Origin of the sequence: Paracandidimonas lactea (assembly GCF_021653995.1) — a bacterium.
Taxonomy (GTDB): domain Bacteria; phylum Pseudomonadota; class Gammaproteobacteria; order Burkholderiales; family Burkholderiaceae_B; genus Allopusillimonas; species Allopusillimonas lactea.
In genome coordinates, this window is record NZ_JAJJOZ010000010.1 from 63364 (window position 1) to 75776 (window position 12413).

Annotated in this window: 13 protein-coding genes; 10 read left to right on the forward strand and 3 right to left on the reverse strand. The window is 59.5% G+C overall.

The genetic code is table 11. The features are described 5' to 3' along the window. Positions 1-112: 112 nt before the first annotated feature. The 3 genes from LOL23_RS16385 to LOL23_RS16395 all read right to left on the reverse strand — a co-directional run bounded on the left by LOL23_RS16385 (position 113) and on the right by LOL23_RS16395 (position 3847). Positions 113-661 (reverse strand): TRAP transporter small permease, encoded by a 549-nt coding sequence (locus LOL23_RS16385; protein WP_237173938.1) that lies wholly within the window; start codon positions 659-661, stop codon positions 113-115. Positions 662-717: 56 nt separating this feature from the next. Continuing rightward, a complete protein-coding gene (locus tag LOL23_RS16390) occupies positions 718-1734 on the reverse strand; it encodes a TRAP transporter substrate-binding protein (RefSeq protein ID WP_160982000.1) in 1017 nt (338 codons plus the stop codon). A gap of 331 nt (positions 1735-2065) precedes the next feature. Further along, the gene (locus tag LOL23_RS16395) at positions 2066-3847 is read right to left on the reverse strand and encodes a M61 family metallopeptidase (protein WP_160982001.1); all 1782 of its coding nucleotides are present in this window, start codon (positions 3845-3847) and stop codon (positions 2066-2068) included. 29 nt (positions 3848-3876) lie between these two features. Here LOL23_RS16395 and LOL23_RS16400 point away from each other — a divergent pair, with 29 nt between their 5' ends. The 10 genes from LOL23_RS16400 (at position 3877) to LOL23_RS16445 (ending at position 12226) form a co-directional block, all read left to right on the forward strand. Next, positions 3877-4650: an enoyl-CoA hydratase gene (locus LOL23_RS16400; protein WP_160982003.1), complete on the forward strand. Its 774-nt coding sequence runs from the start codon at positions 3877-3879 to the stop codon at positions 4648-4650. Between the two features lie 134 nt (positions 4651-4784). Then, positions 4785-5255, forward strand: coding sequence for an ATP synthase subunit I (locus LOL23_RS16405; protein ID WP_160982005.1), 471 nt, complete (start codon positions 4785-4787; stop codon positions 5253-5255). Between the two features lie 58 nt (positions 5256-5313). Then, positions 5314-6192, forward strand: a complete 879-nt coding sequence (gene atpB / locus LOL23_RS16410) for a F0F1 ATP synthase subunit A (protein WP_160982007.1) — start codon at positions 5314-5316, stop codon at positions 6190-6192. 106 nt (positions 6193-6298) lie between these two features. Further along, entirely contained in the window at positions 6299-6541 is a 243-nt protein-coding gene (gene atpE / locus LOL23_RS16415; protein ID WP_003815363.1) for a F0F1 ATP synthase subunit C, read from the forward strand. Positions 6542-6667: 126 nt separating this feature from the next. Next, on the forward strand, positions 6668-7138 hold the full coding sequence (locus tag LOL23_RS16420) for a F0F1 ATP synthase subunit B (RefSeq protein WP_160982009.1): 471 nt from the start codon (positions 6668-6670) through the stop codon (positions 7136-7138). Between the two features lie 14 nt (positions 7139-7152). Further along, positions 7153-7692: a F0F1 ATP synthase subunit delta gene (locus tag LOL23_RS16425; protein ID WP_160982011.1), complete on the forward strand. Its 540-nt coding sequence runs from the start codon at positions 7153-7155 to the stop codon at positions 7690-7692. Between the two features lie 34 nt (positions 7693-7726). Continuing rightward, entirely contained in the window at positions 7727-9268 is a 1542-nt protein-coding gene (atpA, locus tag LOL23_RS16430; protein WP_160982013.1) for a F0F1 ATP synthase subunit alpha, read from the forward strand. A gap of 95 nt (positions 9269-9363) precedes the next feature. Further along, entirely contained in the window at positions 9364-10275 is a 912-nt protein-coding gene (gene atpG / locus LOL23_RS16435) for a F0F1 ATP synthase subunit gamma (RefSeq protein ID WP_160982015.1), read from the forward strand. 97 nt (positions 10276-10372) lie between these two features. Continuing rightward, positions 10373-11794, forward strand: coding sequence for a F0F1 ATP synthase subunit beta (atpD, locus tag LOL23_RS16440; RefSeq protein ID WP_160982017.1), 1422 nt, complete (start codon positions 10373-10375; stop codon positions 11792-11794). Between the two features lie 9 nt (positions 11795-11803). Beyond that, positions 11804-12226 carry a F0F1 ATP synthase subunit epsilon gene (locus LOL23_RS16445; RefSeq protein ID WP_160982019.1) on the forward strand — a complete coding sequence of 141 codons (423 nt, stop codon included), beginning with the start codon at positions 11804-11806 and terminating at the stop codon, positions 12224-12226. Positions 12227-12413: the final 187 nt, after the last annotated feature.

A 12413-nucleotide genomic window follows, 5' to 3' on the forward strand; every position in this document is an offset into this window, starting at 1 on the left:
TCCTGCGGCGCCATTGCCGTTTGTGTGCGGCTTGGCGTCTATGTTCTGATGGCTGGCAAGTGGCCCGACGGTTGTCTCGGCCCGGTCCGCCAGCCTTCTTTGTGAATGGATTTCAGCTCAGGCTTGCTTCATCCGATGAAAGCGCATGCTCCACACCCTTGCGAGCCACTAGCAGCAACTGCACAATCATCAGCAAGCAGCCAACGGGGATGGCGGCATAGGGGATAGACAGGCTCATGTCCCAAACCATGGGGTCTATCTGGCCCCGGATGTTGTAGATATAGATGAAGCCGTAGGTCATGCATGTCGTCAGGAAAACCAGATTCAGCAGGATGACCAGACAGGCAAAGACTTTTCGTACTTTGGGTGGAAACAAGCCGACAACAAGGTTCACCGAGATATGGGCTCCTTCGCGCAGGGCCAGGCTGGAACCCAGGAACGCAGCCCAGATCATCAAGTACTTGGCAACCTGCTCCGCCCACGGGATTGGGTCTTCCGATACATATCGGGTGAAGACCGACAGCCAAATCACCACCGTCATTGCGGCTATCAGCGCTACGACCAGTGCGCAGGTTCCGTGCGTGACGAGCTTTTCAAAGGGAAGATCGGGGATCAAGGGCAACGTTGCCTGCTTGTCGAGTTGAGCGATGTTTGCTTGCATGAGGGCTCCTTCGCCGTGGCGCCGAGGGCGCCAGTTTCATTGATGGCGCGGTGGGGTCATTCCGTTGCGGTTTTATGCACCAGGTCGATCAGGTCTTGCGGTACATTCGCATTCGCCCATGTCGATTTGCCCAGCTTCACCCAGGCTTGGCGCTGCTCGGGTGTGAGCGTGGTCACCTTGCCGCCCGCTTTGATATAGGCTGCTTCGGCTTTCTTGTCCTCTTCCGCCCAGATTTTCCGGTGGTAGGTTTCAGCTTCCCGGGCTGCGTCCTCCAGCACTTTCTTGACGCTGTCCGGATACTTGTTCCATTGATCGATACTGATCAGCCCGACAAAGCCGTAGTACTGCCAATTCACATCCAGTGTCTGTCGTAATACTTCCTGGTGCTTGGCGCTTACCAGTGTGCCGAAAGGCTGGGCTTCACCATCGACGATCTTGAAGCGCAAGGCGTTGTAGACCTCAGGCCAATCCACCGTCACGGCTGCGGCGCCGAACGATTCCAGGCCGGCAATTTCCAGCGGCGAGCGTGAAGCGCGCAACTTCAGCCCTTTCACGTCCTTGGGCTGGGCAACCTCCCGGCTGGTTGTGTTGATGTCGCGAAAGCCGTAATCGAAGGTAAACAGCCAGCGCAGGCCCACCTTGGCCAGTTCCGCGTTGATGCGTTCGCGCACAGCGGGCGATTGCAAGGCTTTGTGCACTTGGTCAAGATCACCAAAAATAAAAGGCAGGTGCAGCACCTCGAATGCGCGGGTAATGGTCACCAGGTTGGCCGATGAGCCGCTCGCGATCTGGATCAGGCCCTGCTGCGCCGCGCCGAACGTTTCGTTGTCGCTGCCCAGTTGCCCGCCCGGAAAATGTTGCATCTTGATGCTGCCATCCGACTTTTCCTTCACAAGCTTGGCAAAATAATCGACCGCCTTGCTGGTATCGTGGGATGGCGCCATCACGTTGGCAACCTTGATTTTGTATGTATCGGCAGCATGCGCTGTTCCGTTGGACAGCGGTAGCATGAACGTTGCGCTGGCCAGTGCAAAAGCCCCGGCACATCGGGTGAAATATTTATATGTCAGCATGGAACTCCTCCGTATCATTGATGATTTTTAGTCTGGATGAGGATGTCCCGATCACTGTAGACATCATCCTCTCCGGATGTGTTTTGTTTGAGCTATATAGGACTACAGTACAGGCCGTCAATAAAAAATCGACACTTTAAATAAAGCCGCGCTGCAAGAGGCTGGATTGATATCCAGCCTCTTGCAGCGCGGGTGATGGGCGCCAATTTCTTGTTAGGGATTGTGCTGAGTTTTTATGGTCGCCCGCTCATTTGCGCGCGTATGGCGCGCAACAGTAGGCGCCCCGATCATGCCTCCCTTGCGCCCGCCGATGGCGGGCGTATGGCCCCCATCAAGCAGCTTTTCTTTCGAGCGCGCATTGGTTCTGGCGTGGTGACGCAAGCCCAACGGTGAAAGCGCGCAGTTCGTCGCGGCGGAACACATGCAGCACTACGTTCGCCCCCGGCTGGTACGCGCCCAACAGGCGGTCCAGCGATGCGGGATCGGTGATGCGCAGGCCATTGATGGCCACCAGCAGGTCACCCGCCGATAGGCCGCCCCGATGTGCGGCTCCGTCTTCAAAAACGGTTGCCACGTGAGTCGCCCCATGCTCGGCGCGCACGCGGATATCCAATGAGGGCAGGTTAGAGGCCGCTTTCCAGCGCAGCGTGATGCCCTGATGCTGCAGCAAACTGTCAAGCGGCACATCTTCTCTACCGTAGACATAGCGTGCCAGGAAATCGCTGACATCGACACCCGTGGCCTCGCGGATCAGGCGCACCATGGCGCCTTCGGGGATGCCGCGCGCACCGCCGCCTTGGTAGAAATCGCGGCCGAAGCGCGCCCAAAGCAGCCGCATGACGTCGTCCAGCGATCGCGCGCCATCCGTCCCGCGCCGAAGCGTAATATCAAGCCCCAGCGCGACCAGCGAACCCTTGGTGTAGTAACTGACCAGTGCGTTGGGCGAGTTCTCGTCCTGCTTGTAATAGCGCGTCCAGGCGTCGAACGAACTCTCGGCCACGCTTTGCTTGAAGCGGCCGGGTGCCGCGTGCACCGAGGTGATGGTCTTGGCCAGGAGGCGCAGGTAGTCGGCTTCTCCGATAACGCCGGCGCGCAGCAGCATCAGATCATCGTAGTAAGAGGTAAACCCTTCAAACACCCACAGCAGCGAGGTATGGTTGCTTCGATCCAAAACATAAGGCGCGAAGGCCGCGGGCTTGATGCGTTTGACATGCCAGGTATGAAAATACTCATGGCTGACCAGCCCCAGAAAGGTCTGATAACCTTCGCCCGCGTTTGCCTGTCCCAACACGGGAAGATCGCGGCGGGCCGTCATCAGCGCCGTCGAGGCGCGATGCTCCAGGCCGCCATAGCCGGTGTCGGTGACCATGGTCATGAACACATAGCGGTCAGCGCTGTCCAGAAATGGTGCCGCTTTGGTCTCTGGTTCGAACAGCGCGATCTGCTCGGCGCAGATGCGGCGCACATCCGCCGCGATACGCTTGAGATCCAGATTAGGGGCCACGCCCGTAAACACCATTTCGTGCTCCGCGCCGTGCGCCTTGAAGCGCACAACCTGCGGTGTGCCCATTTCGACGGGGTGGTCGATCAGCGCATCGTAATCGGGGGCCAGGTACATGCCGAAGCCATGGCGCGCGGCAGCCTCCGGATGGCCCTGCGCCTCGGGCAGGCTGGTGTATACCTTCCATCCGCGAATACGCGCGGGAGGGCACAGCTTCACGTGGCAGGGCGTGCCTTCCTGGCCCACTGCGCATAAATAGACACTGGTGCCGTTGAAAAAAGCATGGCTTTCGTCCACATGTGCGCCCCGAACAGACAAGTCCCAGGCATAGACTGTGTAGTCGATCACCAGTGGGCCATCGACAGGTTCGCATCGCCATGCATGGTCGGAAATTTTTTGAATGGCCACGTTCTGCCGGCGGTTGCTCGCCTGGATCGACTCGATCTGCCGGGAAAAATCCCGGATCAGGTAGCTGCCCGGTATCCACGCAGGCATGGACAGCACCTGCCCCGTCGCGGAGGGGTTTTGTATCAGCAGCCGCACACTGAGGCGATGGCCGGCCGGATCCGTGGGCGTTACGGTATAAAGTAGAGCTTCTTTTTTCATCCTCATATATTAATGAACTTTAGGAGACCGACGGTATGGAAGCCATGATCAAAACCGAAACCCGCGGCCGCGTGGGCTTGATCACCCTAGATCGTCCCAAGCAATTGAACGCACTCAGCAACGAAGTCATCGGCCAGGTGGCAACGGCGCTGCGCACGTTCGAGGCTGACGATGGTATTGGCGCTATTGTCATTACCGGCAGCGAAAAGGCCTTTGCCGCCGGTGCCGACATTGCCGCCATGCAAGGCTGGAATTTCGTCGACGTCTATATGCAGGATTACATAGGTGGCGAATGGCAATACATCCGCCAAGTCCGCAAACCCATCATTGCCGCGGTCGCGGGCTACGCCCTGGGCGGTGGCTGCGAACTGGCGATGGCGTGCGACATCATCATTGCCGCCGATAACGCCAAGTTCGGCCAGCCCGAAATCAAGCTGGGTGTCATCCCGGGCTTTGGCGGAACGCAGCGCCTGCCTCGGGCGGTGGGCAAGGCCAAGGCCATGGATCTTGTCCTCACTGCCCGCATGATGGACGCCGTCGAAGCCGAGCGCGCCGGCCTGGTGTCGCGCGTGGTGCCCTTGGAGAAGTTGATGGAAGAAGCCATGGATGCGGCCGCCGTGATCGCATCCATGTCGCTGCCCTCAGCCATCATGGCCAAAGAGTGCGTCAACATGGCATACGAAGGCTCGCTCAACGACACACTGTTGTATGAACGCCGCAATTTTCATGCGCTTTTTTCCACCGAAGACCAGAAGGAAGGGATGGCTGCTTTCGTGGAAAAGCGTAAGCCTGGCTTCAAGCACCGCTAGCCAGGGTACGCCGCGAGATCTGTAGGCAGCGCCCCACACGGGGCGCCTGACAAGTTGCTTACGGCTTGAAAAAAAAGCTATACTTCACGGGTTTAACGCCTCGCGGTAATTAATCAAGGTCTGCATTTCGCGCCATGGATACAAACACGGTTGCGGGCAGCGGCAAACCAGGCGAAACAAGGGGATTTGGCGCTGAAAAGCTCGTGCTAACAGAGCAGGATCGCGCTGCCATACATCTGAGAGCAAGTACCGGCCTATTGCGTACGCTGGCTGCCCAGGCGGTCATGCTGGCTGTCGCAGTGCTGGTGTGCGGTCTGGTGGCTGGAAGCGGCGCGGCGATATCCGCGCTGATCGGTGGCGGTGCGTATCTGGTTCCCAATTCCTTGTTTGCCTTGCGTCTGCTCGCGGGCCTCTGGGGGCCGGCAAGGTCTGACCCGCTCACTTTTTTTTGGGGCGAAGCCTTCAAGCTCGCCTCGTCATTGGCGGTGCTTGGTTTGGCCGGCTGGCTGGGTTCAGGTTGGCTTTCATGGCCGGCCGCGCTGGTGGGGTTGCTGTTCGTATTAAAGGGCTATGTGCTGCTGTTGCTGTTTCGCAAGCTGCCATAGCCATGTTTATGTGATTCACGGGCGCCGCGCGTCCTCTTTACGATAAAGGTTCATTCAGATGGCTGCTAGTGATATTTCGCCACAGTCCGCGTACATTCAGCATCACTTGGTTCACCTGAATAACGTTGGCGAGAAGCAGTCGGTCATCGCAGACTTTAATATCGTCAACTACGACTCCCTCTTCTGGGCGATTCTTGCCGGCCTCGTTGTTATTTTCTTCCTCTGGCGCGCAGCGCGCCGCGCCACCGCCGGTGTTCCTGGTCGCTTCCAGGTTGCCGTCGAAATGCTCGCCGACATGGTCGAAGAGCAGGCAAAAGCCATTATCCCCAGTGAAACCACCCGCCGCTTCATTTCCCCGCTGGCGCTTACGGTTTTCCTCTGGATTATCCTCATGAACGCGCTCGATCTGGTGCCGGTCGATTTCCTGGGCTGGGTATTCATCAATACCGGTCTGGGAGACAGCCACCACGATCCGCTCTACTTCCATCGTATCCTCCCCACCGCCGACCTGAACGTGCCCATGGGCATGTCGTTGGGCGTGCTGCTCCTGATGTTCTACTACGGCATCAAAATCCATAACCCGGGCGGCTTCGTGAAAGGCCTGTTCACCGCGCCTTTCCATGCGCACGGCGTTTTCGGTCTGCTGCTCGCGCCGTTTAACTTCCTGCTGAACTGCATCGAGTACGCCGCCAAATCGGTTTCGTTGGGTATGCGGTTGTTCGGCAACATGTTTGCCGGCGAACTCATCTTCATGCTGATTGCCCTGCTGGGCGGTGCATGGTCTGGCTTTAATGGCTCAAGCCTGGGCTTGGGTATCGGTCATGTATTGGCCGGTTCGGTGTGGGCGATCTTCCACATCCTGATCGTGCTGTTGCAGGCCTTTATTTTCATGATGTTGACCCTGGTGTACGTGGGTCAGGCTCACGAAAGCCATTAATGGGTTTCGGCCGGGTGGGCGCCGCCCGCCGGTCGGGGTGCAGGATTTTCTTGCAATGCAGTTTCTTTGACTTTTTGATTACACGGTTATTAACCAAGGAGTTGTCATGACCAACGTTGCTTTCGTTGCTCTTGCTTGCGGTCTTATTATTGGTCTGGGCGCTATCGGTGCTTGCATTGGTATCGCTCTGATGGGGGGCAAATACCTGGAAGCTTCGGCTCGTCAGCCTGAACTGATGAACGCTCTGCAAACCAAAATGTTCCTGCTGGCCGGTCTGATTGACGCCGCCTTCCTGATCGGTGTGGGTATCGCCATGCTGTTCGCGTTCGCCAACCCCTTCGTCGGGTAAGCAGCGCCGCCCGCCACGTGTGGGCCTAGCAGCCGCAACACCCGCCATTGGGCGGGCTTGCGGCTTGGATATCAGGTGTCGTGCGGCCATGGCCGCCTGGCACTAGAGGTTTAAAGGGAAACGACCGTGAATTTAAACGCGACTCTCTTTTTTCAGATGATCGTGTTTTTCGTGTTGGGTTGGTTTACGATGAAATTCGTATGGCCGCCGCTCACGAAAGCAATGGACGACCGCCGCCAGAAAATCGCCGATGGCCTCGCCGCCGCCGATAAAGGCAAGGCAGATCTCGCCCAGGCGCAGGCGCGCATCAGCCTGATCGAAGCTTCCGCCAAAACGGAAAACCATGCACGCATGGTCGAGGCCGAGAAACAGGCCGCTGTATTGATCGAGCAGGCTCGGCGCGAAGCCGAGGCCGAGAAGGCGCGCATTCTTGCCCAGGCCCGACAAGACGCCGAGCAAGAAGTCCAGCGCTTGCGCAACGACCTCCGCGACGACGTTGCCACCCTGGCCGTCAAAGGCGCCGAGCAGATCCTGCGCCGCGAAGTTGACGCCAACGCGCATGCCCAGCTGCTGGATCAGCTCAAGGCTCAACTCTAGACTCAAGGCAAGCCATGGCTGAATTATCGACTATCGCCCGACCGTACGCCGAAGCGCTGTTTGCGGCGGCGCTGAACGACCAGGCGGGCCTCGAGAACTGGTCCGCGCTGCTGTCCGAACTGGCCCAGGTTGCCAGCATGGGCGACGTGCGCGAGGCGCTTACCGATCCGCGCCTGAACGCCGACCAGCGTATCGACCTCTTCACCGGGTTGATCAAATCCCCGCTTTCGGCCCAGGCGCGCAACTTTATCGAGCTGCTGGTCGGCAACAACCGCATCCTGTTGTTGCCGCAGATTGCCGAGCAGTTCGAAAGCCTCAAAAACCAGCGCGAGGGTACGGCGCTGGCGCAGATCACCAGCGCTTTCGAGTTGTCCGACGCACAGGTGGCGGAACTCGTATCCGGGCTGGAAAAGAAGTTCGGCCTCAAGCTCAAGCCGTCCGTTACCGTGGATCCCGCCCTCATCGGCGGCGTGCGCGTGCTCGTCGGCGACCAAGTACTTGACACTTCCGTGCAGGCCCAGCTGGCCCGCATGCGCGATGCTCTGGTCGCCTGACGCGGCCAGTTAACAGGATTCCAGGAGTCTGAACATGCAACTTAACCCGTCAGAGATCAGCGAACTGCTCAAGAGCCGCATTGAAGGCCTGGGCGCGTCCACCGACGTTCGCACGCAAGGCACGGTCGTCTCCGTGACCGACGGTATTACCCGCATCCACGGCCTGTCGGACGTGATGCAAGGCGAAATGCTTGAATTCCCGAACAACGTCTTCGGTCTGGCGCTCAACCTCGAGCGCGATTCCGTGGGCGCGGTGATTCTGGGCGACTATACCGGCGTTTCCGAAGGCGACCCGGTCAAGACCACCGGCCGCATCCTCGAGGTGCCGGTTGGCCCCGAACTGCGTGGCCGCGTCGTCGACGCGCTGGGCAACCCCATCGACGGCAAGGGTCCCATCAACGCCAAGGCAACCGACATCATCGAGAAAGTCGCGCCCGGCGTTATTGCGCGTAAATCGGTGACTCAACCGCTGCAAACCGGTACCAAGGCCATCGACGCCATGGTGCCCATTGGCCGTGGTCAGCGCGAACTCATCATCGGCGACCGTCAAACCGGTAAAACTGCCGTTGCGGTGGACACCATCATCAACCAGAAGGGCCAGGACGTTACCTGCGTGTACGTCGCCATCGGCCAGAAGGCTTCCACGATCAACAACGTGGTGCGCAAGCTCGAAGAGCACGGCGCCATGGCGTACACCATCGTGGTTGCCGCGCCGGCGTCTGAATCGGCCGCCATGCAGTACCTGGCCGCCTACTCCGGCTGCACCATGGGCGAATACTTCCGCGACCGCGGCGAAGACGCCCTGATCATCTACGACGATCTCACCAAGCAAGCCTGGGCCTACCGCCAGGTCTCGCTGCTGCTGCGCCGCCCGCCCGGTCGCGAAGCCTATCCCGGCGACGTGTTCTACCTGCACTCCCGCCTGCTCGAGCGTGCCGCCCGCGTCAACGAAGAATACGTCGAGAAGTTCACCAACGGTGAAGTCAAAGGCAAAACGGGCTCGCTCACCGCGCTGCCCATCATCGAAACGCAGGCTGGCGACGTGTCGGCATTCGTGCCCACCAACGTCATCTCCATTACCGACGGCCAGATCTTCCTCGAGACCGACCTGTTCAACGCCGGTATCCGTCCCGCCATCAACGCCGGTATCTCGGTGTCCCGTGTGGGCGGTTCCGCACAAACCAAGGTCATCAAGAAGCTCTCGGGCGGTATTCGTACCGACCTGGCCCAGTATCGTGAGCTGGCTGCCTTTGCGCAGTTTGCGTCCGACCTCGACGACGCCACCCGTCGTCAGCTCGAGCGCGGCAAGCGCGTGGTCGAACTGCTCAAGCAGCCCCAGTACCAGCCCAACCCGGTATGGGAGCAGGCCGTTTCGCTTTTCGCCGTCAACGGCGGCTATCTCGACGACATCCAGGTCGAAAAGATCCTGCCGTTCGAGAAGGCGCTGCGCGACTTCCTGCGCAGCAAGCACGAGGCGCTGATCCAACGCATCCAGGACAAAAAAGAACTGTCCAAGGACGACGAGGGCGAACTGGTAGCCGCCATTCAAGAGTTCAAGAAGCACGGTACTTATTGAGTGATGGCACGGGCATCCGGGCGGCCGCCCGGGCCCGCGCGTAAGGCGGGGCAGGCGCAAGCCGCTTCGCTATAACGCCCTTTCAGGAAAGAGCGATGGCCGGAATTAAGGAAATTCGAACCAAGATCAAGAGCGTGCAAAACACGCGCAAGATCACCAAAGCCATGGAGATGGTGGCGGCGTCCAAGATGCGCAAAGCGCAAGAGAGGATGCGTGCTGGCCGTCCCTATGCAACCAAGGTGCGCGATATCGCGTCTCACCTGATGCAGGCGCATCCCGACTACACGCACCCCTACATGATTGAGCGGCCCCAGTTGCGGGCGGCAGGGGTGGTTGTGGTCACCACCGACAAGGGTCTGTGCGGTGGCCTCAATACCAATATCATGCGTCTGGTTCTGGCCCGCCTGAGGGAATTCGAGCAGCAGGGCATCAAGACGCAGTTCACCGCTTTCGGCAACAAGGGCGCCGGTACGCTTACCCGTATCAGCGCCAACCTGGTGTCGCAAGAGGTCAACCTCGGTGATGCGCCCAACCTTGAACGCCTCATTGGCGCCGTCAAGGTCCAGCTCGACGACTTCGTTGACGGCAAAATCGACGCTGTCTACCTGGCGACAAACCGCTTCGTCAACACGATGAAGCAGGATCCCACCTTCATTCGTCTGCTGCCGCTTCCTAGCGGTCTCGAGGATCCTTTCCAGTCGCAGGCTGAGAACGCCGAGGCCGAGGCCGGACGCGTGCACTCGACCCATGGTTGGGATTACATCTACGAGCCCGATTCCAGAACTGTCATCGACGATTTGCTGCTGCGTTACGTCGAAGGCCTGATCTACCAAGCGGTGGCCGAGAACATGGCGTCCGAGCAATCCGCCCGGATGGTCGCCATGAAGGCGGCGTCCGACAACGCAAAGAAAGTCATCGGCGATCTGCAACTGGTCTACAACAAGACCCGCCAGGCTGCCATTACCAAAGAGATTTCAGAAATCGTGGGGGGGGCCGCAGCGGTATAAACCCCATCGCTCGGCTGTGCGGCGTCTGTCTCGCAGCCACTCACAGATGGCAATACTCGCAACGCATCCCGTCAAAGATATTTAGCAAGGACTAAACATGAGCAACGGTACCATCGTTCAGTGCATCGGCGCCGTGGTGGATATTCAGTTCCCCCGCGACTCCATCCCCAACATCTACGACGCGCTCACGCTCGCCGACGAAAGCTCCGCTTTCGCCGAAAAAGGCCTGACCTTCGAAGTCCAGCAACAGCTGGGCGACGGTGTCGTCCGTACCATTGCGATGGGTTCTTCCGACGGCCTGCGCCGTGGCATGGAAGTCGCCAACACGGGCGCCGCCATTTCGGTGCCCGTCGGCGAAGGCACCCTGGGCCGCATCATGGACGTGCTTGGCCGTCCCATCGACGAGCGCGGCCCCATTCAAAGCGAAGAGCGCCGCGCCATTCACCAGGACGCGCCCGCATTCGACGAGCTGTCTCCTTCGGTCGAGCTGCTCGAAACGGGCATCAAGGTTATCGATCTGGTCTGCCCGTTCGCCAAGGGCGGCAAGGTCGGCCTGTTCGGCGGCGCCGGCGTGGGCAAGACCGTCAACATGCTCGAGCTCATTAACAACATCGCCAAGGCGCACAGCGGTCTTTCCGTGTTCGCTGGCGTAGGTGAGCGCACCCGTGAAGGCAACGACTTCTACCACGAAATGGCGGAAGCCGGCGTCATCAAAATGGACAACCTGCCCGAGTCCAAGGTTGCGATGGTGTTCGGTCAGATGAACGAGCCCCCAGGCAACCGTCTGCGCGTAGCACTGTCCGGCCTGACCATGGCCGAGAAGTTCCGCGACGAAGGCCGCGACATCCTTTTCTTCGTCGACAACATCTACCGCTACACGCTGGCTGGCACCGAAGTGTCCGCGCTGTTGGGCCGTATGCCTTCCGCAGTGGGCTATCAGCCTACGCTCGCCGAAGAAATGGGCAAGCTGCAGGAACGCATCACGTCCACCAAAACGGGCTCAATCACGTCCATCCAGGCGGTGTACGTGCCTGCCGATGACTTGACCGATCCTTCGCCGGCCACTACCTTCCTTCACCTCGACTCCACGGTCGTGCTGTCGCGTGACATCGCTGCGTTGGGTATCTACCCCGCCGTCGATCCGCTCGACTCCACCAGCCGTCAGCTCGATCCCCAAGTTGTTGGCGAAGAGCACTACGGCATCGCACGTGGCGTGCAGCAAACGCTCCAGCGCTACAAGGAACTGCGCGACATCATCGCCATTCTGGGCATGGACGAGCTGTCGCCCGAAGACAAACTGGCTGTGGCCCGCGCCCGTAAGATCCAGCGTTTCCTGTCTCAGCCCTTCCACGTGGCAGAAGTCTTTACCGGCAGCCCCGGCAAGTACGTCCCGCTGGCCGAAACGCTGCGCGGCTTCAAGATGATCGTCGAAGGCGAGTGCGATGCACTGCCCGAGCAGGCGTTCTATATGGTTGGTTCGATCGACGAGGCTTTCGAGAAAGCCAAGAAGATTCAATAAGGATTAGACATGGCCACTCTGCATGTTGACGTCGTCAGCGCTGAAGAGTCGATTTTTGCCGGCGAGGCAAAATTCGTGGCGCTGCCCGGCGAATCTGGCGAGCTGGGCATTCTGCCCGGCCATACGCCGCTCATTTCCCGCATCAAGCCTGGTACGGTTCGTATCCAGCTGGTTGACGGCGGCGAAGTGGGTATCTTCGTGGCGGGCGGCATTCTCGAGGTGCAACCCGGGGTGGTGACTGTCCTGTCCGACACCGCCATCCGTGCCGAAGATCTCGACGAAGCCAAGGCGCTCGAGGCTCGTAAAAAGGCTGAAGAGGCCCTGCGCACGGCCAAAGACAAGGCAGATATTGCCGTTGTCGAGGCCGAGCTGGCCTTGCTGGCAGCAGAGGCCGCGGCAGCGCGGCGCCTGCGCCACCTGCGCCGCCACTAACGCGGTTTCGCGTGGCGACGGCCAGTTCTTACTAGCTGGTCAACGAAACCGGAGGCTTCTTACAGAGCCTCCGGTTCTTTTTTTCTTGCGCGCATAATTGTCTATTCGTAGTTTCAGAGATGTAAGTTCTGCCGATTGTCGGCGCATAGTCGGGTGTCTATTCTCCTCAGCACGTTTTCACGCATAT

Excerpts from the sequence above, each read along its gene's own strand:
- LOL23_RS16385 (WP_237173938.1), bottom strand. The coding sequence starts at position 661 with ATGCAAGCAAACATCGCTCAACTCGACAAGCAGGCAACGTTGCCCTTG.
- LOL23_RS16390 (WP_160982000.1), bottom strand. The coding sequence starts at position 1,734 with ATGCTGACATATAAATATTTCACCCGATGTGCCGGGGCTTTTGCACTG.
- LOL23_RS16395 (WP_160982001.1), bottom strand. The coding sequence starts at position 3,847 with ATGAGGATGAAAAAAGAAGCTCTACTTTATACCGTAACGCCCACGGAT.
- LOL23_RS16400 (WP_160982003.1), top strand. The coding sequence starts at position 3,877 with ATGGAAGCCATGATCAAAACCGAAACCCGCGGCCGCGTGGGCTTGATC.
- LOL23_RS16405 (WP_160982005.1), top strand. The coding sequence starts at position 4,785 with ATGGATACAAACACGGTTGCGGGCAGCGGCAAACCAGGCGAAACAAGG.
- atpB (WP_160982007.1), top strand. The coding sequence starts at position 5,314 with ATGGCTGCTAGTGATATTTCGCCACAGTCCGCGTACATTCAGCATCAC.
- atpE (WP_003815363.1), top strand. The coding sequence starts at position 6,299 with ATGACCAACGTTGCTTTCGTTGCTCTTGCTTGCGGTCTTATTATTGGT.
- LOL23_RS16425 (WP_160982011.1), top strand. The coding sequence starts at position 7,153 with ATGGCTGAATTATCGACTATCGCCCGACCGTACGCCGAAGCGCTGTTT.
- atpA (WP_160982013.1), top strand. The coding sequence starts at position 7,727 with ATGCAACTTAACCCGTCAGAGATCAGCGAACTGCTCAAGAGCCGCATT.
- atpG (WP_160982015.1), top strand. The coding sequence starts at position 9,364 with ATGGCCGGAATTAAGGAAATTCGAACCAAGATCAAGAGCGTGCAAAAC.
- atpD (WP_160982017.1), top strand. The coding sequence starts at position 10,373 with ATGAGCAACGGTACCATCGTTCAGTGCATCGGCGCCGTGGTGGATATT.
- LOL23_RS16445 (WP_160982019.1), top strand. The coding sequence starts at position 11,804 with ATGGCCACTCTGCATGTTGACGTCGTCAGCGCTGAAGAGTCGATTTTT.